Consider the following 26125-nt stretch of genomic DNA (forward strand, 5'->3'; position numbering starts at 1 on the left):
ATCAAGAGTAGCGATCGGTGCCGACAATAGGATGGAATGCATGCCCCGTTCCCGTCGTGTCGCGCCCCGCTCTCCGAGACGGCTGGCACGTGACCGCCACGGCCGCGGCATGCGCTCCCCGGTGACCGGTCCGCACCTTCCGCTGCTCTCGACCCGGCTCGACGAGTTCGAGCTCACCATCGGCACGACCGTGTCGTACCTGCGCGGACTCTGGCCCGAGCTCGACGGGGTCGTGTTCGAGGTCGCACAGGCTCCCGCCGAGGCCATCCACGAGGACCACATCGACCGTTGGAAGGTCTACCACGACGAGCGTCGCATCGTCTTCTTCCGGCTCCCGATCGTGCGCTTCCTCCGGCTGCAGGAGGGCGAGGACCGCGACGAGAAGCTGCTCGTCGAGAGCTGCGTCTTCCGCGCCGTGGCCGACTTCCTGGGCCGCGATCCGTGGGAGCTCGCGCCGGGACGCTACCGCCACTTCTGACACGCGGCCTGCACGGCGTGCGGCGGCGCCGCGCAGCGACGAACGACGCCGCGCAGCGCCGCGTCCCGCTCAGCGCGGGGTGACGACGATGGGCGAGTCGAGCGGCCCGGGCGGCCGGACCGGGAACGACGACAGGGCGCGCTCGCCCGAGAACGAGACGGTGGCGTGCACCCCGTCGGCCCCGGCGAGCTCGACGACGCTGCGCTGCGGGAGCTCGATCGACGCCGCCTCCTCGGGTGCGAGCCGGACGGCGCGCTCCTCGCCGTCGACGACGGCCAGCACCTCGAGCTCCTCGTCGCCCGGGTTCAGCAGGTGCAGCACCGGGCCGGGCCCGGCCGGAACGGCCACGACGGCGTCATCGAGCAGCGGTGCCGTGGCGACCGTCCAGGCGAGGTCGACGGAGGACTCCTCGTCGTCGCCGCCGGGGGCGGTCTGCGCCTGCGGCGTGCCGGTGGTCGCGCGGGCTGCGGCGACGATCGGCCCGTCGGCCTCGAGCGTGATCGTGTAGTCGCCCTCGTCGAGCTCGCCGAGGGGCACGTCGGTCATCTGGCCGGGTTCGAGCGTGACGTCGATGCCCGCCCCGCCGCCGCCCGACTCGGAGGCGACGCCGATCGAGACCTCGACCTGCTCGTCGCCCGGTGCGAAGAGCCGCACCGCCGGGTGGTCGTCACCCTCGGCATGGTCGTCGGCCGGGTCGACGCCGCCGGCGGTCGGCACCACGAAGCCGGGGATCGACTGCTTCGTCGCCGGCATCGCCGTCGGGCCGACGAGCTCGACCCCCGCGGGCGTCAGCCCCTCGATGACCGAGTGCTCGAGCGTCACCGCGATCGCACCGCCCGTGCTGGTCACGTGCACCACCGGTGAGCGGAGGTTCGGCGCCAGCCCCGCGAGCGAGAGCACGCGCTGCTCGCCGGCCGGCACCGTGATGCCGAGCGCCGACGGGGCCTCGACCGGGCCGTTCTCGCCGCTGACGCGCACGTCCACCGTCGCGGCGACCTCGCTGGGGTTCGACAGCAGCACGATGCTGCTCCGGCCGACATCGGTGGCACCGCCGACGAGCCAGGCCTCGGCGACCGCTTCGTCGCACGCGGCGGCGGCGAATCCGGCGATCGTCTCGCGCTCGCTGCGCTGCCCCTGCGCGCCCGCGAGTTCACCGGCCCCGGCGGCGCCGGCCTCGGTGGTGATGGCGAGCGGGGTGCCGTCGCGATCGGCGTTCGGGTTCTCGGGGGCGCCGAGCGGCGTCTCGGTGATCTCGACGTCGTCGGGCGAGACGCCGGTCGTGACCGAGGTCGAGCCGACCGACACCGCGGTCGTCGCGTCGGCGGCGTCGTCGCCGAGCGAGAGCAGCGGCCCGGGGCAGACCCGCAGCTGTCCGGTCTCCGCGGGCTCCACCACCGTCGACGGCGGTTCGACGCGGAATTCGGGCCACGGGACGAGGGCCGCCGCCGCGAGTGCGGCCGCCGCGATCCCGCCGGCCAGGACGAGGGCGAGGCCGCGACCACCCGCGCGGGCGACGTTGCGGGCGAGTTCGCGCCTATCGGGCATCGTCGTCTCCTTCGCTCGTGGGGGTGGGTTCCGCCGGGCGCTCGGGCTCGGGCTGGGGCTCCGGCTCGGATGCCTCGGCGCCCGACTCGGTTCCGGCGTCGGCCTCCGGGCCGGCATCGGCCTCCGGACCGGCGTCGGGCTCCGGACCGGCGTCGGGCTCCGGACCCGACTCCGGGCGCGCGTCCTGCGCCGGGGCATCCCCCGCATCGACCGCCCCGTCGTCGGGGCCGATCTCGTCGGCATCGGCGGCGGCGTCGACGGCCTCATCCCGCTGCGCGTCGGCCTCGGGCTCCGCGACCGCGGTACCCGCGGCCGCCGCGGCGGCCCGCTCCTTCCGCCGTGGCGTCACCGGGCGGCGCCGCTCGGGTCGGCGATCCGCCTCCCTCCCGGCGCCGGTCGGGATCGAGAGCAGCAGCGTCGCTCCGAGCACGAGGAGCTGCACGGCGGTGACGACGCCGGCGATCCATCCTCCGGCGTCGGCCGGGATCTGCGCGGCCGGGGCGTCGGCCTCCGCCGCGGTGAAGCGCCAGAGCGTGCCGAAGTCCGTCTCGCCGACGGCGACGAGCGACGAGTTGGCGTCGAGCGCGGTGCGCGCGCGGTCGGCCACCGCGACGGCGGCGCTGTCGTCGGCATCGACCGGTTCGTCGAGCAGCACGAACGAGGCGCCGAACTCCTCGACCGCCGCCTCCGCTCCCGTGCCGCTGCGCGAGGCGAGGTTGCCGGCGACGAGCGCGAGCTCCTCCTCCTCGGACGACAGCGTCCGCGCGGTCGCCGCGAGCGTCGACTGCTCGTCGAGCGTCGTCCCGGTGCCGCGCTCGAGGGTCGCGCGCAGGCTCCCGTCGGCTTCCGGCGTCAGCCGGAGCGTGGTGACCCGCGGGTCGGTCTCGGCCTCCGCGCCCACGAACGCGGGCAGGGTGCGAGCGGTCGCGGGCTGCACGGCGACCGAGCCGGTCGCGAGCGCGATCCCGGTCGGCAGCATCGCGGCGGCGATCGCGGCGAACACCACCCATCCGAGCAGCGCGCGGCCGCGTCGCATCGCGTCGAGCGCGAGCACGGCGGCGAGCACGAGGCCGAGCCAGGCGAGGCTGAGGCCCGCGCCCGTCCAGACCGGGATGGCGTGCGATCCGGCCGAGGCGACCGAGAGGTGCGCCGCGGCGACCGCGGTCGCGAAGCCGAGGAGCGCGATGCCGAGGGACAGCGCGGCGGCCCGGAGCGAGCGGGTGAGCACCGCGGCGAGCGCGACGAGCACGAGCGGCAGCACGAGCGCACTGAGGGCGATGCGGAAGTCGACCGAGCCTGACCCGGAGAAGAAGTCCTCCCACCCGCCCCAGGAGCCGTCGGGGAGTCCGAGGGCGAGCTGCCAGGTCGACGGGATGCCGCTCCCGGTCGGGAGCCCAGGATCGGCGACGAGCCCGAGCGGCGTGCCGCGACGGAGCTGATCGACGACGAGCGGCAGCGCGAGCACGAGCGCGGGGATCGGCAGGCCGATGAGGCGCACCCAGGCGCGCCCGCTCACCGCGAGCGCGACGATCCACGCGACGAGCAGCGCTGGTGCGAGGCTCGGGGCCGCGCCGACGAGCGCGGCGAGCAGCAGCGAGGCGGTCGCCGCCGCCGCCCACGAGGTGGCGGCGCCGAAGGCGGCGAACGCGAACCACGCCAGCAGCACGTGCGCGAGCACGGCTCCGGGGCGGCCGTCGCCGAGCGCGATGAGGAACGGCGGCGCGAACGCCCAGAGGAGCGCCGCGACGGCGCGCACCGAGGCGCGTTCGCTCAGTCGCGAGGCGGCGAACCAGGCGCCGACGGCGGCGGCGGGGATCGCGAGGAGCCAGAGCAGCAGGAGCGCGAACGACGGCGCCCAGAACGCCGCCGAGCCGAGGACGGCGAGGACGCCGGCGAACGGGTCGGCCGCGCCGACGAATCCGGTGCCGAGGTCGCGCCATCCGTAGGCGGCGTTCCGCCAGAGCTCGGCGACGTCGTTCGAGAGCGGCTGGAGCGCCCCTCCGCCGACCCCGCCCGAGCCGAGCAGCCAGGAGAAGAGTCCCACGGAGGCGGCCGCCGTCGCGAGGAGGATCCATCCCCCGCCCGTGCCGATGAACTGGAGCTCGTGCTTGCGCCCGCGCGCCCGCTCACGCCGGGCTTCGGCGGAGTGCTGCCGCCGGCGGCGCATCTCGTCGGGCTGCATGCGAAGCGGGGCGATCGCCGACCATCCGACCGTGCGCGCGGATTTCAGCGCGCGCCGGGCCCGCGGCACCCGTGCGCCCGAGAACATCGTCGTGAACGCCGCCGCGAACTCGCCCGGGATCGCCCCGGGCGCCTTCACGAGCAGGAGCCGGACCGAGCGGACGACGGCGAGCAGCAGGAAGCTGAGCCAGTGCAGCGGCACGAACGGCAGCGGAGCGTAGACGAGTCGCCGGTGCAGCTGCGCCGCACGGGTCGCACGCACGCGACGGCGCGTCGTGCGTGCTCGCGGGCCGGTTTCGGGGCCGGCGACGCCGACGCCCGCGAATCGCGCCTTCGCCCCGGGGACGACTGCGACCCGGTGCCCGGCCAGGCGGGCGCGGACCGAGAGGTCGAGCGCGTCGTCGACGGTGGGGAGCCCCGGGTCGAATCCGTCGAGCGCCCGCCAGACGGTGTGCCGCACGAGGATCGCCGCCGGGTCGAGCCCGAGGACGTCGCTGAGCCCGTCGTGCTGGCCCTGGTCGAGTTCGTCGGCGACGATCGCGACACTGCGTCCGAGGCGGGTGATCGAGCGGCCGAATCGGGCGATGCGCTCGGGCTCGTCCCAGTCGACGAGCTTCGGTCCGGCGACGGCGACCGACTTCGCGGTCTCGAAGGCGGCGACGAGCTGGGCGAGGGCATCGGGCGCGGGGGCGCTGTCCTCCGCGAGCAACCAGAGCGCGTCGCCGTCGCCGTCCGGCGCCTCGAGCACGCGGTCGGCCGCTCGGATCGCCGCACCGAACGAGAGGTGCTGCGAGAGGTCGATGAGGTGGGAGGGCGAGGCCGAGGCGACCTGTTCCCGTGCGACGTCGTCGGCCTCGGTGAGGACGACGACGAGCGCGTCAGGCGTCCGCTCCTGGGAGCGGATGGCATCGAGCGTCTGGCGGAGGTGGTCGCCGCCGTGGTGCACGACGAGGACGGCGGTGACTCTGGGGAACATCGGGGTCAGCCTAAGCGGCGCACCCCGCGGCATCCGCAAGCGAGGCGGGCGCGCCTCGAAAACGGCGGCCGGAAAGCCGAGCGCGGAGCCTGCCGAAGCAGGCTCCGCGCCTCACACCGCCCGCTTGCGGAGCTTGCGCCGCTCGCGTTCGGAGAGTCCGCCCCAGATTCCGAAGCGCTCGTCGTTGCCGAGCGCGTATTCGAGGCATTCGCCCCGAACCTCGCAACCGGTGCAGATCTTCTTCGCGTCCCTCGTCGATCCGCCCTTTTCAGGGAAGAACGCCTCGGGATCGGTCTGCGCGCACAATGCGTCGCTCTGCCACGCCAACGGATTGTCGTCGTCGACCGTCGGTCGCACGCCGGGAACTCCCAGCCTGACCGGATCGATGAACCAATCGTCAGGTACTCCAGAACGATATTCAGGACTTCCCATATCGTCTCCCACCCAGTTGTACCGACCACCCAGAGGGTGTGTCACGACCAATTACACCGGTGTAGTTCGTGAGAGTCAAGTCGTAGATCGTAAACCCTCGATTCGCCGTCGAGGCTTCACGAGGGTCACGACACGCCGGGTGTTGAGCAGACGTTATGAATCGGGCGCGGATGACTCGCGCTCAGCTCGCGGCGCGGCGGGCCTCCCAGGCGCTGCGCACCATGTCGGTGAGCGAGTGGCGCATACGCCAGTCGAGGTCGCGCGCCGCGAGCTCGCCGGAGGCGACGATGCGGGCGGGATCGCCGGCGCGACGAGGCGCGACCTCGGGTTCGAACGCGATACCGGTGACCTCGGCGACCGCGGTCATGATCTCGCCGACCGAGACCCCCGCGCCGGATCCGAGGTTGTAGACGGCCTCGACCGGTTCGCCGGCCTCGAGCCGCTGCGCCGCGACGACGTGCGCCTCGGCGAGATCGGCGACGTGGATGTAGTCGCGCACGCAGGTGCCGTCGGGCGTCGCGTAGTCGTCGCCGTTGATGCGCGGCGTGCGTCCGTCGAGCAGCGCGTCGAAGACGAGGGGGAAGAGGTTGTGCGGGCTCGGGTCGAACACCTCGGGCGTGCCCGATCCGACGACGTTGAAGTACCGCAGGCTCGTGTGCGAGAGGTCCGTCGCGCGCGCCTGGTCGGCGAGGAGCCACTCGCCGATGAGCTTCGACTCGCCGTAGGGCGATTCAGGATGCTTCGCGGTCGTCTCGGTGACGAGGTCGACGTCGGGCGTGCCGTACACGGCCGCGCTCGACGAGAAGACGAGGTTCGAGACCCCCTTGGCCTCCATCGCGGCGAGGAGGGTCGCGGTGCCCGTGACGTTCTGCTGGTAGGTGTGCAGCGGCCGCTGCACCGAGACGCCCGCGTACTTGTACCCGGCGAGATGGACGACGCCGCGGATGCCGTACCGCTCGAACGCCGACTCGAGGACGCGCCCGTCGAGGATGGAGCCCTGCACGAAGGGGATGCCGTCGGGGACGAAGCCGCGTCGGCCCGAGGAGAGGTCATCGACGACGACGGTGTCGATGCCCTTCGCCGCGAATGCCCGCACGACGTGCGACCCGATGTAACCCGCTCCCCCGGTGACCAGCCAGCTCATGTTCGACCTCTCCTGACGGCGGTGTCTCCGGCGCCCACCCGATCGTAACGAACCGGGCGAGCGCGAGCCCGCCGGCGCTCTCCAAGGAGCGTCGGCGGGCTCGGTCCGCGTCGGTGGTCAGCTGAGTCGTTCGATGTGGCGCGTGCGGTCGCGGATCTCGGGACGACCGTAGCCGTCGTCGTCGAGCCGGAGCACGGTGGCGAGGACTCCCCAGACGGCGAGCCCCGCGAGCACGAGGAGCATGATGGTGGTCATGGCAGTAAATCTACGTATTGCCAGATACTGCCGAAAGTGGCAGAGTGGACACTAATCGATCGATTTCTGCCAAGCGGAGGGCACCGTGCTCCACTCCATCGCCTGTCTCGCCATCCCCCAGATGGCGCCGTTCGAATTCGGCGTGATCTGCGAGGTGTTCGGCATCGACCGCTCCGAGCAGGGCGGGCCGAACTTCGACTTCCACGTCGTCGCCGCCGACCCCGGCCCCATCTCGACGAAGCTCGGGTTCGACATCGTCGTGCACGAGGGGCTCGAGTTCGCCCGCACCGCCGACCTCGTCGCGGTGCCGGCCGCCCTCATCGACGAACCGCTCGACGGGCGCGTCGCCGAGGTGCTCCGCGACGCCGTCGCACGCGGCGCCTGGGTGCTCAGCGTCTGCTCGGGCGCCTTCACGCTCGGCCGCGCCGGCGTGCTCGACGGCCGGCGCGCCACCACCCACTGGATGTACACGGACCGCCTCGCCGCGGAATTCCCGACCACCGACGTCGACCCCGACGTGCTCTTCGTGCAGGACGACAAGGTCGTCACCGGCGCAGGCACCGCCGCAGGCATCGACGCGGCGCTCCACATCGTGCGCTCAGAACTCGGCGCGAGCGCCGCCAACATCATCGCCCGTCGAATGGTGGTGCCCCCGCAGCGCGACGGCGGCCAGTCCCAGTTCATCCAGACGCCCGTGGGCGAGTGCCACAGCGACTCGTTCGCGACGATCACCGCCTGGATGCTCGAGCACCTCGACGAAGAGCTCACCGTCGACCGGCTCGCCCGCACCGCACTCATGTCGCCGCGCACCTTCGCCCGCCGGTTCCGCGCCGAGACGGGCACGACGCCGAACGCCTGGCTCAACCGTCAGCGGCTGCTGCGCGCCCAGCAGCTCCTCGAGGAGACCGACCTCAACCTCGAGCAGATCGCCCGCGACACCGGGTTCGGCGCCGCCGCCGTCATGCGGCACCACTTCGTCAAGGTGCTGCAGACGACGCCGACGGCCTACCGGCGGCTGTTCGGGCTCCGCGTCGCGAGCTGATCAGGCGGCGGGCGACCACGAGCCGTCGACGGTCGCGATCCACGCGTCCCCGTCGCCGGCGACGACCAGCTCCCGCTCCTCGGGCGTGACGAACGCGGCCTCGCCGCGCTCGAGCATGAACGGCTCCGTCGAGGCGCCGCCGCGAAGCTCGATCCGCGCGCGCTCCGCCACGACGATCGCCGGCCCGCCGAGCGCGACCCGAACCGCTTCCCCGGCCGTCGACGGCTCGACGCGGTACAGCTGGAAGTCGGGCACCCCCGGGCGGAACGCCCGCACGCCCGGCGCGACCTCGACCGGTTCGAGCCGCGGCGGCGGCATGGGGGTGAAGTCCAGCACGCGCGCGAGCTCGTCGACATCGACGTGCTTCGGGGTGAGCCCGCCGCGCAGCACGTTGTCGCTCGCGGCCATCAGCTCGATGCCGAGCCCGTCGAGGTACGCGTGGATGTTGCCCGCGGCGAGGTAGAGCGACTCCCCCGCGGTGAGACGGACCCGGTTGAGCAGCAGCGAGATCACGATGCCGGGGTCGCCGGGGTAGGCCTCGGCGAGCGCGCCGACGGTCTCGAACGAGACGGCGTACGGCGAGGCGGCCGCCTCGGGCGAGGCGGCGAGCGCGGTCACCCGCTCGATCACCCAGCTCGCCTCGCCGGTGTCGCCGCCGCGGCCGTCGGTCAGCAGCCACTCGACGGTCGCGCGCAGCGGCTCGGCACCCGAGAGATGCGACTCGAGCAGCTCGATCGCTCCGGGTTCGGGTGAGTCGGATGCCTCGTCGGCGGCGCGGAGCGCGGCCAGGACGCCGCGCACCTCCTCCATCGGCCGGAACCCCGAGAGCGCGTCGAAGGTCTCGCTCACCGCCACGATGAGCTCGGGCTTGTGGAACTCGTCCTTGTAGTTGCGGTCGTACGCGTCGATCGGGACGCCGTCGGCCTCCTCGAGCGCGAAGCCCGCTCGTGCCTGCTCGGGGGTCGGGTGGGCCTGGAGCGAGAGCGGCGCGCCGGCAGCGAGGACCTTCAGGAGGAACGGCAGTCGCGCCCCCTTGGATGCGAGGTCGGGACCGAGCGCCGCAACCGGGTCGGCCGCGATCCACTCGGCGAGGTCGGCGTGGCCGACGGACGCGCCGTCGACGATCCGCGCGGGCGAACCGGCGTGCGCGCCGAGCCAGAGTTCGGCCTCGGGCTCGCCCGACGCGGGCCTGCCGCGGTACGCGGCGATCGCGCTCCTCGAGCCCCAGGCGTAGTCGCGGGGGGTGTTGTCGATCGCCACGAACATGCGTGCTGGTCCCTTTCTTCGGCGTGGCACCACGCTACCAACGGACGCAGCCGGGGAGAGGCATCCGGCCTCGTCGAGCGGCTGTGCCCGCCGATCACCGCGCCGGCGGCTCCCGGCGGTCCGCGAGTCCGCGGCGCTCGCCGATCGTGCCACTGCGGGCATGGCCCTCCTCGCGGGGAGGATCACGCGCGAGGCTCCGTTCGTCTAGCCTTACTCCATGACCACGGCCCGGCGCAGCGCGCTCATCGGCGCGTACGCGACGTTCGCGCTGTTCACGTTGCTGGCAGGCCAGTTCTGGCGCAATCTGCTCGGTTGGTGGGGCTTCGGCATCGTCGCGGCCCTCGTGCTCGGCGGCGCGATCTGGCTCGTCGTCGCGACGCGTCCGAAGTGGAACTGGCGACGGGTGCCGAAGTCGACGCTCGTGTTCCTCGTCTTCGCGACCCTCTCGATCGCCTGGTCCTACTATCCGGGCGCCTCGGCGCTCGGCGTCGGGCTCACCCTCGTCACGACCTTCGTCGCCGTCGCGCTCGCGCTGTGCCTGCCCTGGTCCGGCATCGTCCGCTCGCTCGGCGCCGCGATCAAGTGGGTGCTCGCGCTCTCGCTGCTCTTCGAACTCTGGATCGCGGTGTTCGTCCGCGAACCGCTGCTGCCGAACTTCCCCGACTTCGACCCGAACGCCGAGAAGATCCCGATGGCCTTCTACTGGTCGCGGGCGCTGCTCTTCGACGGCGGTCCGATCGAGGGCATCGTGGCCAGCCGCAACCTCCTCGCGATGACCGCGCTGCTCGGGCTCATCGTCTTCGGCACGATGCTCGCGGCGGGCACGATGCGTCGAGTGAGCGGCATCTTCTGGCTCGCCGTCGCCGGTGCGGTCTTCGCGCTCACCCGATCGGCGACCGTCATCCTCGTGGCGGTGGTCGTCCTCGTCGCCCTCGGCTTCGCGCTGTGGGCGCGCCGCATGGGCCCTGAGCGTCGTCGCGGGGTGTACTGGGCGGCCGGCGGTGCGCTCGTGGCATCCGTCACCCTGCTCGCCGTGTTCTGGAATCAACTGCTCGAGCTCTTCGGCAAGGGTGAAGACCTGACCGGTCGACTCGACATCTGGGACGCGGTGATCGGCATGATCGGCGAGCGCCCGATCGCGGGCTGGGGCTGGGTCGGCTACTGGAACCCGTTCGTCGAGCCGTTCAGCGACCTCGCCGTCCGCAAGGGCGTCGTCTACCTGCAGGCGCACAACGCCTGGCTCGACGTGTGGATGCAGCTCGGCATCATCGGCCTCCTCGCCTTCGCCTCCATCGTCATCGGCGCGCTGTGGCGCTCGTGGTTCCTCGCCGTCGACCGGCCGATGGATGCCTCGGGCCGGCCGATCCCGTACTCCTCCGCCGCACTCCTCCCCCTCCTCGTGCTCGTGGCGCTCATCGGCCAGAGCCTCGCCGAGAGCCGCCTCCTCGTCGAGAGCGGCTGGGTACTGCTCATCGCGATCGCCTGGGCGACGAAGCGCCGCCAGTGGGAGCACGAGCCCCTGCCCGCCGCTCCCGGGGCGAAGCGCTTCGGCGGTCACGACGCGCAGAGCGTGCGCGACGGGGCGCGATGACCTCGGGCGGGGCGCCGGCGCGCGCCGAGATGATCCGCGAGTTCGTGGGTTCGGCACGGTTCGCGCAGGCGGTCTCGCTCCTCGCGATCGGGCTGGCGTTCAGCACGCACGCGATCCGCGCCCTGATCGGCTGGCCCGGCCTGCTCGCAGCGCTCGCGGGACTGCTCGTGCTCTGCGCCGCCTCGCTCGTGACGCGCTGGCGGGCGATCGAGTGGTACGGCATCCTGCCGCTGACCATCCTCGTCTTCGTCGGCTGGTGCGCCGCGTCGGTCATCTGGAGCACGACGCCCGGCGCCTCGGCGGCCCGGGTCGTCTACCTCGTCGCCTTCGCCGTGCTCGGCGTCTACGTGGCGCTCATGCGCGACACCATCCAGATCGTCCGCGCCTTCGGCGACGCCTTCCGGCTCCTCCTCGGCGTCTCGCTCGCGCTCGAGCTGCTCGCCGGCATCCTCATCGACTCGCCGATCCCGTTCCTCGGGATCCAGGGCGATCTCGCCGCGCTCGGCCCGATCCAGGGCATCTTCGGCTCCCGCAACATGCTCGGCTTCGTCGCGCTCATCGGGTTCATCACCTTCATCGTCGAGTGGCGGATGCACATCATCTCGCGCACTCGCGCGATCGGCTCGGTCGCCCTCGCGCTCGGCTCCATCGTGCTCTCGGGCTCCCCCACCGCCTGGATCGCCCTCGGTGCGGCACTCGTGGCCCTCGCAGCGCTCTACGGACTGCGGCGGGTGCCCACGGTGAGCCGCTGGCGCTGGCAGCTCGCGCTGCTCGTCACCGGCGCGGCCGCGCTCGTCACCGGGTGGATCCTGCGCATCCGCATCATCGAACTGCTCGATGCGCGGGCCGAGTTCGACGTGCGGCTCGACCTCTGGCGCGAACTCTCCCGCTACCTGAGCCTCAACCCGCTGCAGGGCTGGGGCTGGGTCGGCCGCTGGCCCGATGCGCCGCCGTACACCTGGCTCGAGGCGGGCGCCGGGCGGCCGCACGAGTCCGCGCTGAACGCGTACCTCGACGCCTACTTCCAGGTCGGCGTCATCGGCGCGTTCGCCTTCGCCGCGCTGATCGGCGTCGCGCTCGTGCGGGCCTGGCTCCTCGCGTCGAACCGGCGCAGCGTCGTGTACCTGTGGCCCGCCCTCGTCCTGGTCGCGGTCGCGGTGACGAGCGCGGCCGAGAGCTTCGCCCTCTACGAGGGCGGATGGATGCTCGTCGTCATCTGCGCGGTGAAGGCCGCGCGCGACATGAGCTGGCGCGACGCGCTGGCGAGGCGAGCGGCCTCCGCCGGGTGATCTTCGCGAAGATCGCGGACCTGCCTCCCCGTCGGCCTCTCCCGCTGCGGAGTTCCGTGCGCCGTTCTCGCGGCTGCTGCCGCCACCGGTGCAGGATCGCCGACGAGCGGGTGCTCGGCCATTCGTCGCCCTCCGGAAGAGCCCCGTAGAATCGTGCGATGGTCGTCAGGGCAGAATCGTGCGCGTTCCGGCGCGGCAGGACAGTATTCGAGGGCGACACCCGCGAGGCGATCGTCGGTTTCTCTGCCGACGGTGCCTGACGCCGTGGTCGAGACAGGCGCGATTCCGATTCCGGCCGCGAGCCGCAGCCCTCGCGGGAGCTTCGTGCTCGTCCTCCTCGCGACCGCGGTCGTCGGCGTCGCCGGGTACGTGATCACCTGGCTCGTTCCCCGCATCACCGGCGTGGAGGACTACGCGGTCTTCGCGGTCTTCTGGTCCTTCGTGTTCCTCCTCGTCGCCGGGCTCTCGGGTATCCAGCAGGAGATCACGAGAGCGACGCGGCTCGCCGAGACGACCGCGGCGGGCACCCGTCACCGCGCGGCTCGATTCGGGCTCGTGTCGGCCGCACTGGTCTTCGTCGTCGTCGTGGCCAGTGCGCCGTTCTGGGTCGGCAGCGTCTTTCCCGAGGGCGGGTACGACCTCGTGTGGCCGCTCGCCTGCGGCGGGGCGGCATTCGTGCTGCTCGCCGTCCTCACGGGCACGCTCTACGGCATCTCGTCGTGGGGGGTCCTCTTCTGGGTCATCCTCACCGAGGGCGTCCTCAGGCTCGCGCTCATCGGGGTCGCGCTGATGTTCACGCACGACCCCGTCGTGCTCGGTTGGGCGATCGTCATCCCCTTCGGCGCGACGATCGCGATCATCTGGCCCGCGGCGCGCGGGAGCATCGCCGGTCGGACCGACCTCGACGTCGGCTACCGTGCTCTCACCTGGAACGTCGCCCGCACCGTCGTCGCCGCGACCGCCATGGGCGTCCTCGTGAGCGGGTTCCCGCTCATCCTCAAGCTCACCTCGCCCGACGCCGATCCCGCGGAGCTCGGCCTGCTCATTCTGGCGACCACCCTGGTGCGCGCCCCGTTGATCGTCGTCGGGATGGCCATGCAGAGCTACCTCGTCGTGCTCTTCCGCAACAACCTGGCGCGCTTCTGGCGCATCCTGCTGGCGCTCGAAGGCCTCGTCATCGCCGCCGGGGCGCTGCTGGCCCTGCTCGGCTGGCTCTTCGGCCCGGCGGTGTTCGAGGTCCTCTTCCCCGGTGAGCCGGTGCCGTCGGGTGCCCTCATCGCCGTCCTCGCTGCGTCGTCAGCGCTCGTCGGAGCCCTCTGCGTCACGGCGCCGGCGGTGCTCTCCCGAGCCCGCCATTCCATCTTCACCGCCGGATGGGTGACCGCCGCACTGGCCACGGTCGCCTGCCTGCTGCTGCCGATCGGCCTCGAGGCACGCACGATGCTCGCGTTGCTCGTGGGGCCTGCGGCAGGGCTTACCGTCCACGTCGTGTTCCTCGCGTTCTCGCGCGAGCGCATCGACACGGCCGAGGGTGACCGCCTACTCTGACCGCGAGTCGTCGGGCCGAAGGATCTCCTCGAGTTTCCGTATCCTCAGGTCCTGGATCGCGGCGCGCTCGGCGAGGACCCTGGTCTTGGACTCGAGCCGGGTCAGCTCGGCACTGTGCTGGAGGCAGACGAGGAAGAGGATCCCGATGCTCACGAAGAAGACGAGGTTGGTCGGCACCTCGATGCCGATGACACCCGCCGCCCACTCGAGCGTGCTCGGAAAGATCCCGACGATGAGCGCGAGGACGCCGGCGATCAGCCACCAGAGCGCGTGACGCTCTCTCAGCCTGCGGCGCCGCAGCATCTCGATGACGACGACGAGAGCGAGGACCGCAGCGGCGATCCCGAAGATGTAACTGGTGGCGCTCACGGTCGGGCCGTCCCGACGGCGAAGCTCTCGGCCGGCCGAACCATGGCGAATCCGAGCGCCATCACCGCGCGTCCGAGGTACGCAGCGGACTTCACCGGATTATGGGAGGGGACCCCGCCCGTCCTGGCGCGCATGGCGACCGGGACCTGGCGGATGGCGCATCCTGCCCGCGCGGCGATGACGAGCGCCTCGATCGTGTCGCCGAGGTATTCGGCGGGATAGTGCTCGGCGAACAGGCGAACCGCCTTCGGACCCGACGCACGGAACCCCGACGTCGTGTCGGTCAGTGTCGTGGAGGCGACGCGGCTGAGCACCACGGCGAGCACGCGCATCGCCCACTTGCGCGGGCCGCGGACGCTGTAGTCGCCGGTTCCCGCGAACCGCGCCCCCATGACGACGTCGGCGGAGTCGAGTGCCTCGAGCAGGGAGGGGACACCGGCGGGATCGTGCTGTCCGTCGGCGTCGATCTGGACGACGTTCGCGTAGTCGTTCTCGATCGCGTACTTGAACCCCGCCCGCATGGCGCCCCCGACGCCGAGGTTGAAGGGCAGCCGGATCACGTTCGCGCCCGCCCCGGCCGCTGCCTCGAAGGTGCGATCCCGCGAGCCGTCATCGACGACGAGGATCCCTGCAGCGGGAAGCAGCGCACGAACCTCGCGGACGACATCGCCCACGGACTCTTGCTCGTTGTAGGCAGGGAGGACGATCAGGGTCCGCTCGATGGCAGCGTTCACCAGATGATCCTAGCAATCGCGCGCGATCCTCCCGAACGGTGCGCCGTGCCGATGACGTAGGCTTGGCGGCTGGCAGCGACCGGAACGAAAGGCAGAGTGTGCGGATTCTCTTCATCCACGAGGTGAACTACCTGATGAAGGTCATCTTCGAGATGCACGAGTTCCCCGAACTGCTCGCGCTGCGCGGTCATGACGTGACGTTCTTCCACTATCCCGAGTCCGCGGTGGGGCAGCGACGGAATCACCGCGCGAGCACCCACCGGATCCACGGTCGCGCGTACCCCGAGGCCGCCCTCGAACTCGTCACGCCGCCGACCTGGGGCGGCGGAGCCATCGGACGCCTCACCGCGCCGATCGTCAACATCCCGACCCTCTCCCGACTCATCCGCACCGGCGGCTTCGACGCGATCGTCCTCTACGCCGTGCCGACCACGGGCTGGCAGACGGTGCGCATCGCGAAGCGTGCCGGCGTGCCGGTGATCTTCCGCGCGCTCGACGTCTCTCACCGCATCCGCCGGACGCCGTTCGCGCCGCTCATCCGCCTCGCCGAGCGGTACATCTACCGCAACGCCGACCTGCTCTCCGCCAACAATCCGGCGATGGCCGCCTACTGCGTCGAGGCGTCAGGGCGGACGGGCCCTTCGGAGGTGCACCTGCCTCCGGTGGATGTCTCGCACTTCGCGGTCGGCGACCGGAAGGTGCGCCCCGAGTTCGATCTCACCGACGAACACCGCGTGATCCTGTACATGGGGAGCTTCTTCGAGTTCTCGGGTCTGGATGACGTGCTTCGATCGATGGTCGGCGAGTTCGAGCGGGATCCCATGCTGCGCCTGATGCTCGTGGGCGGCGGCACGATCGACGAGTCGCTGCGAGAACTCGCGGTCGAACTCGGCATCGACGATCGGGTGATCTTCACCGGTGTCGTGCCGTATCTCGATCTCCCGTCGTACCTGAAGGCGGCGGACGTCGCGATCAACCCCTTCCGGTCCGAACTGGTCACGAATGTCGCGTTCCCCCACAAGGTGCTGCAGTACATGGCCGCCGGGGTGCCCGCGGTGTCGACGTCGCTGACCGGACTGCGCGGCGTCCTGGGCGATGCATCCGGCGTCACGTGGGCGGATGGACCCGCCGGCGTCGCCGCCGAGGCCGTGCGCATCGCGCACCTGCCGCTCGCCGAGCGACGCAGCATCACCACGGCACAGGAGGACTTCGTGGCACGGACATTCTCGATCGATGGTGCGGTCGCCGCGCTCGAACGATCGCTGACGGAGGTGGGCTAGCATGGCAGTCATGTCTTCGCGGGTCCTCGTCCTCGGCGCGACCGGGATGCTCGGCCACACCGTCCTCTCGACGCTCCTCGACATGGGAGTCCCGGCAACCGGCACCGTCCGAGCCGTCTCGAACGCCCCCGAGGCGCTGCAAGCGCACGTCGCGCCGTTCGAGGCAGGCGTCGACGCCGTCGACGGCGTCGTCGCAGGACTGGGGCCGGGCGACTACGTCGTGAACTGCATCGGCGTGATCCGCCACCTCATGAGAGACGACGACGAGTCCGACCGTCTCAATGCCGTGCGCATCAACTCGCTCTTCCCGTATGAGTTGTCCGCGGCCGCCACGGCCCAGGGTTTCCACGTCATCCAGATCGCCACCGACTGCGTCTACTCGGGTGCCCGTGGCGGCTACGACGAGGCTGCCCTGCACGACGCGACCGATGTCTACGGGCACAGCAAGAGCCTCGGAGAGGTTCCGAGCCCGAACTTCCTGAACCTCCGGGCCTCGATCATCGGCCCCGAGGTCCGCACCGCGACGTCGCTGCTCGAATGGACGCTCGCACAGCCTGCCGGCGCGTCGATCAAGGGGTTCACCGACCACGTCTGGAACGGCGTCACCACCGAGACGTTCGCGCGTATCGTCGCCGGCCTCGTCACCTCCGGAGAACGACCGAGCGGCACCCGGCACCTGGTTCCCGCCGACGTCGTGACGAAAGACGAACTCGTTCGGATGATCCTCGCCGCCTTCGGCCGCACCGACGTCACCGTCGACGCTCACGAGACCGGTCACCGCGTCGACCGCACCCTCTCGACCTCGTACCCCGACGCCAACGATGCGTTCTGGGCGGCGGGCGGCTTCTCGGAGCGCCCGACCATCGCCGACATGGTGAACCGCCTGGCCGCACACACCAACGCCACTTCGATCGGAAACACTCAATGACCCGAAGCATCAAGGACGCCGTCGTCACCATCACCGGAGGCACCGGCTCCTTCGGATCCACCATGGCGAAGCACCTGCTGACGCAGGGCGTCGGTGAGGTGCGCATCTTCAGCCGCGACGAGGCGAAGCAGGACGCGATGCGCCACGCCATCGGCGATTCGCGCATGCGCTTCCACCTCGGCGATGTGCGCAACGAGCAGAGCGTGATCCGAGCCATCCGCGGCAGCGATCTCGTCTTCCACGCAGCCGCGCTCAAGCAGGTCCCGTCCGGCGAGTTCTTCCCGATGGAGACGGTGGCGACGAACATCCACGGCAGCGCGAACGTGATCCGCGCTTCGGTCGAACACCAGGTCAAGTCGATCGTCTGCCTCAGCACCGACAAGGCCGTCTACCCCATCAACGCGATGGGCATGACGAAGGCGCTCATGGAGAAGACCGCGATGGCGATGGCGCGCGAGTTCATCGACTCCGACACCTCCATCTCGGTCACGCGCTACGGCAATGTCATGTATTCGCGCGGCTCGGTCATCCCGCTCTTCCTGAAGCAGCTGTCCGATACCGGCGGCGTGACGGTGACCGACCCGAAGATGACGCGCTTCCTGATGTCGCTGGCGGAGTCGGTCGACCTCGTGAAGTACGCATTCACCCAAGCCGAGACGGGCGACCTGTTCGTGCGCAAGGCGCCCGCGAGCACGGTCGAGGTGCTGCTCCAGGCGGTCGCGCGCATCGCCGGGGTGGAGAACCCCGGCGTCGACATCATCGGCGTGCGCCACGGCGAAAAGCTCTACGAGTCGCTCCTGAGCTCGGAGGAGCGCGCCACGGCCGAAGACCTCGGCGGGTACTACCGGGTCCCGCTCGACACCCGTTCGCTCGACTACAAGCCGTACTTCGAGGAGGGTCTCGACCTCGGCGACGACAGCGCGAGCGAGATCGAGGCATACACGTCGCACAACACGCAGCGACTCGACGTCGACGAGGTCGAGGCGCTGCTGCACACGCTGCCCGAGATCCAGGCCTACCTGGCTGCGCGGTAATACTGTGACCAAGCCGAGAGTCCTCACCGTCGTCGGGACGCGCCCCGAGATCATCCGCCTGTCGCGGGTCATCGCCCACCTCGACGACGCGACCGACCATGTCCTGGTCCACACGGGCCAGAACTACGATCGTCAGCTCAACGAGGTGTTCTTCGAGGAACTGGGTATCCGCTCCCCCGACCACTACCTGGGCGTCGACACGTCGAGCCTCGGCGCGACGATGGGCGATGTCCTGCGCAAGAGCGAGACCTGCTTCAACGAGGTCAAGCCCGACGCCGTACTCGTGCTGGGCGACACCAACAGCGCGATCTCGGTCGTGATGGCGAAGCGGATGCACATCCCGAGCTATCACATGGAGGCAGGCAACCGCTCGTTCGATGAGAACGTGCCCGAAGAGACCAACCGTCGTCTCGTCGACCACGTCGCCGACTTCAACCTCCCGTATACCGAGCACGCCCGTCGCAACCTCCTCGCAGAAGGGCTCTCGCCGCGGCGCATCGCGGTGACCGGCTCGCCGATGCGCGAGGTCATCGACCACTACCGCGACGCGATCGACGGCTCGGACGTACTGGCGCGGCTCGAGGTGGAGCCGAACGGCTACTTCCTCGTGAGCGCGCACCGACAGGAGAACGTCGACTCGCCCGAGCGCCTCGGCGCACTGCTCGACTCGCTGCGGGCCGTGCATGAGCGCTGGGGTCTCCCGATCCTCGTCTCGACCCATCCCCGCACACGTGTGCGCCTGAAGGCGCTCCAGGCCGAAGAGATCCCCGGGGTGCGCTTCCACGAGCCCTTCGGGTTCCTCGACTACTGCAAGCTCCAGATCAACGCGCGCTGCGTCCTGTCCGACAGCGGGACGATCAGCGAGGAGTCCGCGATGCTCGGATTCGACGCGATCACCATCCGTGACTCGATGGAACGCCCCGAGGCCCTCGAAGCGGGCATCGTCGTCATGACCGGCCTGCGCGCACCCGAGATCGTCGCCGGCATCGAGGAGGCGACCTCTCGCCGCTACGGCACCGCGCGCGTCGCTCCGGCGGACTACCAGATCGCCGACACCTCGCGTCGCGTCGTCAGCTTCATCCTGTCGACCGTCGGCCGGCACCATGAGTGGGCGGGCGTCCGACGCTGAGCTCGACCGGTCGCTCCGCCGCCTGTCCGCGAACCTCCGACATGCGACCGTACAGTGACGCCCACTACACTCGCTCTGGTAGCTCCCCCAGGAAGGCAGATGTGAGAACCGCACTCATCGGCTATACCGGCTTCGTCGGATCGAACCTCGCATCGAGGCACCCATTCGACTCGGTGTACAACAGCAGCAGCATCGACAAGATCGCGGGCGAATCGTTCGACCTCGTCGTGACCGCGGGCAACCGCGCTGATTCGCACCGCATCAACCGCCACGGCGACGAAGACCGCGCCGAGATCGACGCGCTCGCCGACCGCCTCGGCACCGCGCAGATCGGCAAGCTCGTTCTCGTCTCGACCGTGTGCGTCTACCCGGGTGGATCGAGCCCGACCGAGTCGACGAGCCGCAGCCCGCGCGACCTGACCCCGTACGGCGCCAACCGGCTGCATCAAGAGGAGCGGCTGGCCGGGCAGCACGACACGCTGATCCTGCGTCTTCCGCAGCTGTACGGCGACGGGCTGAAGAAGGGCGTCATCCACGATCTCGCGAACGACTACCGCGTTGAGTTCATCCGTCCCGACGGCGAGTTCCAGTACTACGACGTGCGCCGCCTCTGGAATGACATCGGCATCGCGCTCGGCGCCGGGCTCGAGTCCATGAACCTGGCCACCCCCGCCCTTCGCAACGACGTCGTCGCGCGCGACGGATTCGGCGTCGACGTCACCATGAACGATCCCGGACCTGCCGATCCGTTCTCGACGATGTACACCCGCGACATGCGAACCGAGCACGCCGCGCTCTTCGGCGGATCGGGCGACTACCTCCTCGATGCCGACACCGAGCTCGACGGCATCCGCGAGTTCGCCCGTTCGATTCGCGAGGTGGCCTGATGTACGCCGGACACCGCGTCTCCGCCATCGTCACCTGCGCGGGCAAGGGCACCCGCTTCGGTTCGAACAAGCTCCTCGTCACGATCGACGGCATGACGGTCATCGAACGCACGGTGCGCTCCATGCTGCTGCCGATCGTCGATGAGGTCATCGTGACGGTCAGCGCCGAGAATGAGGCCGAGTACCGCCGGATCCTCGTCGAGGAGGCGGGCCTCGACGTGACGTTCGTCATCGGTGGCGCCGAGCGCCACATCTCCGCGATGAACGGCCTCGAGGCGACGACGGGCGACATCGTGCTCACGCATGACGGTGTGCGGCCGTTCGCGACACCCGAGCTCATCGAACGCGTCGTCTCCGCAGCCGTCGAGCACGGTGCCGCGATGCTCGGCATGCCGAGTACCGTACAGGTGAAACTCGTCGGTGACGACGGCTTCATTCAGGGATCGCTCGATCGCTCGCACTCGTGGCTCGGACAGACCCCGCAGGTCTTCCGGCGCGACCTCCTCGATCACGCCTACCGCCGCGCCGTCGAGTTGCAGTACGCCCGTGTCAGCGACGACGCGGATCTCGTCGCCGAGTTCTCCGGCGTCGCTGCGCGAATCGTCGAGGGTCACGTGAACAACATCAAGATCACGACGCCGCAGGACCTCGGCACTGCGAGGCTCATCGCCGAACATCTCGTCGACGCCGAGTGAGAGAACGCCTGACGCAGTCCGTCCGGCGTGACGCGCGCCGATAGGATTGCGTGGTGCTCAAGGTCAGCGTCGTCGTGGCGACATACTCCCCCGGTACCGGCCTCGATCGCCTGGTCGCTTCGCTCGACGCGCAGACCCTTGCTGCCGACGACTTCGAGGTGATCTTCGTCGATGACGGATCACCCGATGACACCCTCGATCGGCTGAAGTCGATCCAGGCGACCCGACCGAATGTGCGAGTCGAGCGCATCGAGAACTCGGGCTGGGCGTCGCGCCCCCGCAACATCGGGGCCGACCTCGCCGTCGGCGAGTACCTCCTGTTCATGGACCACGATGACGAGCTCTACCCCGACGCCCTGCGCGCGGCGAGCGCGTTCGCGCGCGAACACCATGCCGACGTACTGAACGGCAAGGAGTCCCGCACCCACGACGCCGGTTGGGCACTCGACACCTATTCCGGCGACCGTGGCCAGGATCGCGGCCGAGTCGACGCGCACCCCCTCGTGCCGACCAACCCCCACAAGCTCTACCGCACGGCGTTCGTCCGAGAACATGGAATCCGATTCCCCGAGGGCCGCCGGGTCCTGTGGGAGGACATCTTCTTCAATGTCGAGGTCGCCGAGCATGCGGCCACGATCTCGACGCTCTCCTCTGTGCCGTTCTACCACTGGGTGCAGACCGCCGGCAGCGGGTCGACGACCTTCAAGCGCTCCGATCCGGTGTGGTGGGACTACCTCTCACAGGTCATCGATTCCATCGAGCGTCATCTCGGGCACGACTCATTGCAGGGCGCCCAACTGCGCCGCCATCAGTATCGGAGTCGCCTCCTGGCCTCGTTCAACCCGGCGTACGGGCGGCGTCCACTCGCCGAACGCGAACTCATCGAGACACGCGCCCGCGAACTCCAAGACCAGTTCATGGACGCGACCGACGACGAGTCACTCGACCGCGGCGCGCTGGCGGTCGCGCGAGCCCTCCGCTCAGGCGACTCCGCGTTGCTCGCGCTCGTCTCGACCACCAACGGCACCGACCGATTCGCCGAGGCGCAGCTCGGTTCTGCGAGCTGGAGCGACGGCAAGCTGCTCATCTCGACCGCGATGTCGACGGTCGAGCGCCACGCCGGCGGAGGGACGTTCCTCCTCGACGGCACCCGTGTGCTCGCAATTCCCGGGGCGACCATCGCGAGGCTCGGCACGATCGACGAGTTCGACGTCAGAGCCGAGCTCGACTCGACCACGGCCTCACTCGTGGTCCGCGGCCGCTCGTCTCGCATCGCCTGGGACACCGGCGGCAACGTGACCTCGCAGTCCCTGGTCTCGACGGCCGAGGGCACGGAGGCGACCTTCGGACTCGAGCTCGAGGGGGCCGTCGATGTCCGTTCAGACGCATTCGGTGCACCCCTCGACTCGCAGGTGTGGGATGTCTTCGAACGAGTGAACCGCGCAGGCCGCGTGCAGCAGCCGCGTGTGCGCGCGAGCATCGCGGCGCTCCCGGCGCTGATCGACGGGCGACCGGTGACCGCGTACGCGAATCGTGACGGATTCCTCAGCATCGACGTGGGCGGCGAGATCACGTCGGTCTTCGACGGCGCAACACCGTCGGCAGTGGTCGGTTCCGAGCCCGGAGCCGCGAACACCACCGTCGTGCTCGCACTCCCCGGCCTTCCGGTCAGCGGGTCCGGCGAAGGCGAAGGCTGGGTGGCTCTGAGCGAGCGAGGCTCCGGTCTCCGCGCACGACTCGCGCGAACCGTGCGCAAGGTCATCCGCAGGAGTCATCCCCCCGCTCGGTTCCCCGTGCGCTATCTTCCCTCCGAGTCCGGTGCGACCGCGCGAATCGAGCTGCCGAGCCGGCCCGGTCGATACCGTTGGCGCCCTTCGGAGCGCTCACCGGGCCTCCCAGGATGGGACGTCATCCTCCGAGGCGACGACGTGCGTCTGGAGGTGCACCATGGCTGATCACGGCGCGACCCCGCCGAGCGTCACGGTCGTGATTCCGACCTTCCGGTCGGGCGAACGGCTCCGGCGGCCACTCGACTCCCTGCGCGCGCAGACGCTCGGGTCCGATCGCATCGAGATCCTCGTCATCGACGACGGATCGCCCGCGGAAGACGCCGCGGTGATCGCCGATCTGGTCAGTGGTCTGCCGAACGCGCGCTTCCATCGCATCGAGCACTCGGGCTGGCCCAGCCGTCCGCGGAACGTCGGCATCGATCTCGCCATCGGCGACTACATCCTCTTCGTCGACCACGACGACGAGCTCTACCCCGACTCGCTGGCGATCGCCCTCGACACGCTCGCGAGAACGGGTGCCGATGTCTTCGCGGGCAAGGAGGCCCGGACCGACCAGGCGAAGTGGGGGCTCGACGCGTTCGACGGCAATCACGATGCTGCCGAACTGCGCACCGATGTCCACCCGCTCGTCCCGACGAACCCGCACAAGCTCTACCGCACCCGCATGCTGCGAGAGCACGGCATCCGATTCCCCGAGGGAGGACGCCAGCTCTGGGAGGACGTGCTGTTCAACGCCGATGTCGCTCGACACTCGCCGCGCGTCAGCATCCGATCGGACGAACCCTTCTACCACTGGGTACGGGAAGGTCGCACGACCTCGACGAGCTTCGGCGAGGACGCCGACGAGTGGTGGAGCGCGCTCACCCGAGTCGTCGAGCACGTCGACGGCGCCCTCAGCGGGGACGGCAACGAACTCCAGCGCCGCCTGCTCGTCGGGCTGCAGTTCCGCGACCGGGTGCTTCCGGCTCTCGGTCCGTCCCTGCTGCGTCGCACGGAGGCGGAGCGGACCGAGATCCTCGCCCGGGCACGGCACCTCGTCGTGGACTTCCTCGACGACGAGGTGCAGCAGTCGCTTCCCCGGCACCTCGCCGCTCGCGCCCAACTGCTGCGTCTGGGGCGTCCTGACCTCGTCCTGGCGCTGGCGCGATACGACGACGGCATCGCCGGAATCACGTTCGCCCGCTCCGTCGTGGTCGACGCCACGATCCGGCTGGAGACCACCACCAAGTGGTTCGCGAATCGCGGCGGGTTCCTCGACCTGGTCGTCGCAGGCGGGCAGGTCCGTCGCGCGCTGTCTCCGGATCTCGAGGAGGCGCTCGACCCGAGCTATCTCCTGCTCGACGACGACCTCGCCGCTGCGTCGAGTCGGATCGGCCTTCGTTCACGCGATTCGCGCATGACGTGGCTCGTACCGACCGAGACGACGGTCGGCGTCAGCGACGATCCGTTCTATCCCGATGTCACTGCTCGGTCGACCGCGCTCATCGACCCCGATTCACTCCGCTACGGCCTCCCGATGGCCGACGGCTATTGGGATTTCAACGCCCGGAACGAGCTCTTCGGCGTCGTGAACCACCGTGCGATCCGGGCAGTCGGCGTCAACGGTCGGGCGCAGCGTTCGCGAAACCTCCGCGTCTATCAGAACGTGCACGACAAGCTGAGCCTGCAGATCAGCTGAACCCCGAGAACTCGACGGATCCTGCGTCTCGGGACGCCGGGAGAGTTCAGTCTTCGGGCGACGTCGGCATCGGCGTGGCCCGCAGCGGCATGTCCTCGCGGAGCCGCTCGAAGACCAGGTCGTACAATTCGACCACGCGACGGTTCTCGCCTCGGACCTCGTTGAGCTCGGCGCGAAGCTCCCGAACCTCGAGTTCGTAGGCGAGCATGCGGCCGGTCAGCGAATCGTCAGTCGGGTCGACGCGCGCAAGCAACTTCAGGTTGTTGTAGGTCACCGGCATGGCCCGTTCCGCCAGGCGGCCGAAGAACTGCTTCATCGTTGGTCTCCATCATCGGTTGTCGGTCGGGTCGCGGTCGCTCTGATCACGAACTCCACCTCATCGCGGCGTCCGTGCGGTGTCGAGGCAGCTCCGAGCTCACGAAGCTCGAGACTGAGCGCATGTTCGGCGATCTCGGTCTCGAACCACTCCCGCGGGTAGTGCCAGCTCGTCGGATCGTCGCGCCGGTGCGACGCCGGAAGATTCGTGTACGTCGTCCCCCATGCGACCGCTCCCCCGCGCAGCAGGAGTTCGAGCAGGTGGAAGAGGCCGTGACGGTTCGTCATCGTGAGTCCGTGGATGACATCCGCGATCCTGACATGCCACACCTCACCGGTCGCCAGGAGCCGGGCGCCGAGTGCCAGGAGATCATGCCGGTCATTCGCGTTGACGTAGGCGAACTGCGTACCCGGAGCCGCGTTCGCCGCGGCGATCGAGAGCGCCTCATGGCTGAAGTCGACACCCACCACGCGGTGCCCCGTCGACGCGATGACATTCGCCGCTTCGCCGGTCCCGCAGCCGAAGTCGAGCACCGGGACGCCGTCGGGCAGGTTCTTCGCCCACGCGACGATCGCGGCGGGGTCGGCCGGCTGCGGCTGCACGCCGTCGAGGGCGAGATAGTGCTTCTCCCAGAACACCCGCGCGCGATTGTAGACACCGAAGTTGTTCTCGAACCGGCGCCTGGTCCATTGAGACGTCTCGAACACGAACGACGGGTCGGGGACGATCCAGTTCGGACCGTAGGCGTACTCGAGCCAGGCCTCGGGCCGGTTCGGAGCCGGCAGCGTGACTCCGTCGACTTCGACCCGCTGCACCGGCAGGAGGTCGCTGTGCACGACCTCGGAGCCACGAAGCGCGAACGGCTGGCAGTAGAGCCCGTCGCGGAAGAACCCGGTGAAGATGTCGACGTAGTGCTCGACGTGACCGTCGTCGTCGAGGAAGTCGATCTCGAGATGAGCGAGGCTGTGCCGGACGACGATCATTCCGGCCGAGCGGAGCACCCGCTCCAGTCGGTATCCGTCGAGGGCGATGTCGGCAGGATGCCAATGCTTGCTGAGGAAGGCGAGGTCGATGTCGTCGTCGTGCGGCATCAGCGCGCCATTGCGCATGTAGCCGAGCAGGCTCCCGCCGACGATGTACACGTCGAAGTCATGTGCCTCGAGCAACTCGACGAGCGACCTGGCGTTCTCGAGCAGCCGTTCGCGCAGCGTCTCGTCACCGCCTTCGAACACCGGCCCGAGGCGTGCCCACTTGTTCATGGCGAGCGGACGGCCCGCCGTGTCGCGCAGATCGACACTCCGGGTCGAGCGTCCGAACTGCAGGTCGGCCTGCATCAGTTCATCGCCGTTGGCCGAGTTCCGGATGCTCACCGTGGTGCGGCCGTCGAGATAGGGACGCATCGCCTTGGGCCAAGGCAGGCGGCCGCCGGTCACTTCGTCTGCGGCAACCGACCAGACTCGGCGACCATCGAAGAGGACGTCGATCGTGTTGACACCGCGAAGGAGCCCGGACCCGATACGAAGGAACCTCTTGGATGA

General features: G+C 70.1%; 23 protein-coding genes. 13 read left to right on the top strand and 10 right to left on the bottom strand.

Annotated elements, in window-relative coordinates; translation table 11 throughout:
• Positions 1 to 109: 109 nt before the first annotated feature.
• Positions 110 to 478 (top strand): hypothetical protein, encoded by a 369-nt coding sequence (locus tag ACFVAJ_RS01610; protein ID WP_376941049.1) that lies wholly within the window; start codon positions 110 to 112, stop codon positions 476 to 478.
• A 69-nt stretch (positions 479 to 547) separates the two neighbouring features.
• Here the strand turns inward: ACFVAJ_RS01610 and ACFVAJ_RS01615 are convergent, their stop codons facing one another.
• The 5 genes from ACFVAJ_RS01615 to ACFVAJ_RS01635 form a co-directional block, all read right to left on the bottom strand.
• Positions 548 to 2023, bottom strand: coding sequence for a DUF5719 family protein (locus ACFVAJ_RS01615; protein WP_376941050.1), 1476 nt, complete (start codon positions 2021 to 2023; stop codon positions 548 to 550).
• Positions 2013 to 5180, bottom strand: a complete 3168-nt coding sequence (locus ACFVAJ_RS01620) for a glycosyltransferase (protein WP_376941051.1) — start codon at positions 5178 to 5180, stop codon at positions 2013 to 2015. Before ACFVAJ_RS01620 ends, ACFVAJ_RS01615 begins: the two co-directional genes overlap by 11 nt.
• A 111-nt stretch (positions 5181 to 5291) precedes the next feature.
• Positions 5292 to 5612: a WhiB family transcriptional regulator gene (locus ACFVAJ_RS01625; RefSeq protein WP_376941052.1), complete on the bottom strand. Its 321-nt coding sequence runs from the start codon at positions 5610 to 5612 to the stop codon at positions 5292 to 5294.
• 181 nt (positions 5613 to 5793) lie between these two features.
• The gene (gene galE / locus ACFVAJ_RS01630; RefSeq protein WP_376941053.1) at positions 5794 to 6756 is read right to left on the bottom strand and encodes a UDP-glucose 4-epimerase GalE; all 963 of its coding nucleotides are present in this window, start codon (positions 6754 to 6756) and stop codon (positions 5794 to 5796) included.
• Between the two features lie 117 nt (positions 6757 to 6873).
• Positions 6874 to 7011, bottom strand: coding sequence for a hypothetical protein (locus ACFVAJ_RS01635; protein ID WP_376941054.1), 138 nt, complete (start codon positions 7009 to 7011; stop codon positions 6874 to 6876).
• 85 nt (positions 7012 to 7096) lie between these two features.
• On the opposite strand from ACFVAJ_RS01635, the gene ACFVAJ_RS01640 reads away from it, so the two are divergent.
• Positions 7097 to 8053, top strand: a complete 957-nt coding sequence (locus tag ACFVAJ_RS01640; RefSeq protein ID WP_376941055.1) for a GlxA family transcriptional regulator — start codon at positions 7097 to 7099, stop codon at positions 8051 to 8053.
• On the opposite strand, the gene manA is transcribed toward ACFVAJ_RS01640, so the two are convergent.
• Entirely contained in the window at positions 8054 to 9319 is a 1266-nt protein-coding gene (gene manA / locus ACFVAJ_RS01645) for a mannose-6-phosphate isomerase, class I (protein ID WP_376941056.1), read from the bottom strand. It lies immediately after the preceding gene.
• A gap of 217 nt (positions 9320 to 9536) precedes the next feature.
• On the opposite strand from manA, the gene ACFVAJ_RS01650 reads away from it, so the two are divergent.
• The 3 genes from ACFVAJ_RS01650 (at position 9537) to ACFVAJ_RS01660 (ending at position 13747) form a co-directional block, all read left to right on the top strand.
• The gene (locus ACFVAJ_RS01650; RefSeq protein WP_376941057.1) at positions 9537 to 10910 is read left to right on the top strand and encodes an O-antigen ligase family protein; all 1374 of its coding nucleotides are present in this window, start codon (positions 9537 to 9539) and stop codon (positions 10908 to 10910) included.
• Positions 10907 to 12199, top strand: coding sequence for an O-antigen ligase family protein (locus ACFVAJ_RS01655; protein ID WP_376941058.1), 1293 nt, complete (start codon positions 10907 to 10909; stop codon positions 12197 to 12199). The genes ACFVAJ_RS01650 and ACFVAJ_RS01655 overlap by 4 nt, the downstream gene beginning before the upstream one ends.
• A 252-nt stretch (positions 12200 to 12451) precedes the next feature.
• Positions 12452 to 13747 carry a hypothetical protein gene (locus tag ACFVAJ_RS01660; protein WP_376941059.1) on the top strand — a complete coding sequence of 432 codons (1296 nt, stop codon included), beginning with the start codon at positions 12452 to 12454 and terminating at the stop codon, positions 13745 to 13747.
• On the opposite strand, the gene ACFVAJ_RS01665 is transcribed toward ACFVAJ_RS01660, so the two are convergent.
• Positions 13739 to 14116 carry a DUF2304 family protein gene (locus ACFVAJ_RS01665; protein WP_376941060.1) on the bottom strand — a complete coding sequence of 126 codons (378 nt, stop codon included), beginning with the start codon at positions 14114 to 14116 and terminating at the stop codon, positions 13739 to 13741. The genes ACFVAJ_RS01660 and ACFVAJ_RS01665 overlap by 9 nt on opposite strands.
• Positions 14113 to 14850, bottom strand: a complete 738-nt coding sequence (locus ACFVAJ_RS01670) for a glycosyltransferase family 2 protein (RefSeq protein ID WP_376941061.1) — start codon at positions 14848 to 14850, stop codon at positions 14113 to 14115. The genes ACFVAJ_RS01665 and ACFVAJ_RS01670 overlap by 4 nt, the downstream gene beginning before the upstream one ends.
• A 98-nt stretch (positions 14851 to 14948) precedes the next feature.
• On the opposite strand from ACFVAJ_RS01670, the gene ACFVAJ_RS01675 reads away from it, so the two are divergent.
• The 8 genes from ACFVAJ_RS01675 to ACFVAJ_RS01710 all read left to right on the top strand — a co-directional run bounded on the left by ACFVAJ_RS01675 (position 14949) and on the right by ACFVAJ_RS01710 (position 24271).
• Positions 14949 to 16130 carry a glycosyltransferase gene (locus ACFVAJ_RS01675; RefSeq protein WP_376941062.1) on the top strand — a complete coding sequence of 394 codons (1182 nt, stop codon included), beginning with the start codon at positions 14949 to 14951 and terminating at the stop codon, positions 16128 to 16130.
• A 10-nt stretch (positions 16131 to 16140) separates the two neighbouring features.
• A complete protein-coding gene (locus ACFVAJ_RS01680; RefSeq protein ID WP_376941063.1) occupies positions 16141 to 17058 on the top strand; it encodes a sugar nucleotide-binding protein in 918 nt (305 codons plus the stop codon).
• Positions 17055 to 18092, top strand: coding sequence for a polysaccharide biosynthesis protein (locus tag ACFVAJ_RS01685; RefSeq protein WP_376941064.1), 1038 nt, complete (start codon positions 17055 to 17057; stop codon positions 18090 to 18092). The genes ACFVAJ_RS01680 and ACFVAJ_RS01685 overlap by 4 nt, the downstream gene beginning before the upstream one ends.
• Positions 18093 to 18096: 4 nt before the next feature.
• Positions 18097 to 19221, top strand: coding sequence for a non-hydrolyzing UDP-N-acetylglucosamine 2-epimerase (gene wecB, locus ACFVAJ_RS01690; protein WP_376941065.1), 1125 nt, complete (start codon positions 18097 to 18099; stop codon positions 19219 to 19221).
• 101 nt (positions 19222 to 19322) lie between these two features.
• Entirely contained in the window at positions 19323 to 20108 is a 786-nt protein-coding gene (locus ACFVAJ_RS01695) for an NAD-dependent epimerase/dehydratase family protein (RefSeq protein WP_376941066.1), read from the top strand.
• Entirely contained in the window at positions 20108 to 20803 is a 696-nt protein-coding gene (locus ACFVAJ_RS01700) for a 2-C-methyl-D-erythritol 4-phosphate cytidylyltransferase (protein WP_376941067.1), read from the top strand. Before ACFVAJ_RS01695 ends, ACFVAJ_RS01700 begins: the two co-directional genes overlap by 1 nt.
• 53 nt (positions 20804 to 20856) lie before the next feature.
• On the top strand, positions 20857 to 22758 hold the full coding sequence (locus ACFVAJ_RS01705; RefSeq protein ID WP_376941068.1) for a glycosyltransferase: 1902 nt from the start codon (positions 20857 to 20859) through the stop codon (positions 22756 to 22758).
• Complete coding sequence (locus ACFVAJ_RS01710; RefSeq protein WP_376941069.1) at positions 22751 to 24271, top strand: glycosyltransferase family 2 protein; 1521 nt, start codon at positions 22751 to 22753, stop codon at positions 24269 to 24271. Before ACFVAJ_RS01705 ends, ACFVAJ_RS01710 begins: the two co-directional genes overlap by 8 nt.
• 46 nt (positions 24272 to 24317) lie before the next feature.
• Here ACFVAJ_RS01710 and ACFVAJ_RS01715 read toward each other — a convergent pair whose 3' ends face one another.
• Both ACFVAJ_RS01715 and ACFVAJ_RS01720 read right to left on the bottom strand, forming a co-directional pair.
• Positions 24318 to 24587 carry a hypothetical protein gene (locus ACFVAJ_RS01715; protein ID WP_376941070.1) on the bottom strand — a complete coding sequence of 90 codons (270 nt, stop codon included), beginning with the start codon at positions 24585 to 24587 and terminating at the stop codon, positions 24318 to 24320.
• Positions 24584 to 25987: a LicD family protein gene (locus ACFVAJ_RS01720; RefSeq protein WP_376941071.1), complete on the bottom strand. Its 1404-nt coding sequence runs from the start codon at positions 25985 to 25987 to the stop codon at positions 24584 to 24586. Before ACFVAJ_RS01720 ends, ACFVAJ_RS01715 begins: the two co-directional genes overlap by 4 nt.
• Positions 25988 to 26125 lie beyond the last annotated feature (138 nt).

Origin of the sequence: Agromyces sp. NPDC057679 (assembly GCF_042799635.1) — a bacterium.
Classification (GTDB): Bacteria; Actinomycetota; Actinomycetes; order Actinomycetales; family Microbacteriaceae; genus Agromyces.

Excerpts from the sequence above, each read along its gene's own strand:
- ACFVAJ_RS01715 (WP_376941070.1), bottom strand. The coding sequence starts at position 24,587 with ATGAAGCAGTTCTTCGGCCGCCTGGCGGAACGGGCCATGCCGGTGACC.
- ACFVAJ_RS01625 (WP_376941052.1), bottom strand. The coding sequence starts at position 5,612 with ATGGGAAGTCCTGAATATCGTTCTGGAGTACCTGACGATTGGTTCATC.
- ACFVAJ_RS01650 (WP_376941057.1), top strand. The coding sequence starts at position 9,537 with ATGACCACGGCCCGGCGCAGCGCGCTCATCGGCGCGTACGCGACGTTC.
- manA (WP_376941056.1), bottom strand. The coding sequence starts at position 9,319 with ATGTTCGTGGCGATCGACAACACCCCCCGCGACTACGCCTGGGGCTCG.
- ACFVAJ_RS01615 (WP_376941050.1), bottom strand. The coding sequence starts at position 2,023 with ATGCCCGATAGGCGCGAACTCGCCCGCAACGTCGCCCGCGCGGGTGGT.
- ACFVAJ_RS01635 (WP_376941054.1), bottom strand. The coding sequence starts at position 7,011 with ATGACCACCATCATGCTCCTCGTGCTCGCGGGGCTCGCCGTCTGGGGA.
- ACFVAJ_RS01610 (WP_376941049.1), top strand. The coding sequence starts at position 110 with ATGCGCTCCCCGGTGACCGGTCCGCACCTTCCGCTGCTCTCGACCCGG.
- ACFVAJ_RS01620 (WP_376941051.1), bottom strand. The coding sequence starts at position 5,180 with ATGTTCCCCAGAGTCACCGCCGTCCTCGTCGTGCACCACGGCGGCGAC.
- ACFVAJ_RS01720 (WP_376941071.1), bottom strand. The coding sequence starts at position 25,987 with ATGCGTCCCTATCTCGACGGCCGCACCACGGTGAGCATCCGGAACTCG.
- ACFVAJ_RS01685 (WP_376941064.1), top strand. The coding sequence starts at position 17,055 with ATGACCCGAAGCATCAAGGACGCCGTCGTCACCATCACCGGAGGCACC.
- galE (WP_376941053.1), bottom strand. The coding sequence starts at position 6,756 with ATGAGCTGGCTGGTCACCGGGGGAGCGGGTTACATCGGGTCGCACGTC.
- ACFVAJ_RS01710 (WP_376941069.1), top strand. The coding sequence starts at position 22,751 with ATGGCTGATCACGGCGCGACCCCGCCGAGCGTCACGGTCGTGATTCCG.
- ACFVAJ_RS01680 (WP_376941063.1), top strand. The coding sequence starts at position 16,141 with ATGTCTTCGCGGGTCCTCGTCCTCGGCGCGACCGGGATGCTCGGCCAC.
- ACFVAJ_RS01700 (WP_376941067.1), top strand. The coding sequence starts at position 20,108 with ATGTACGCCGGACACCGCGTCTCCGCCATCGTCACCTGCGCGGGCAAG.
- ACFVAJ_RS01655 (WP_376941058.1), top strand. The coding sequence starts at position 10,907 with ATGACCTCGGGCGGGGCGCCGGCGCGCGCCGAGATGATCCGCGAGTTC.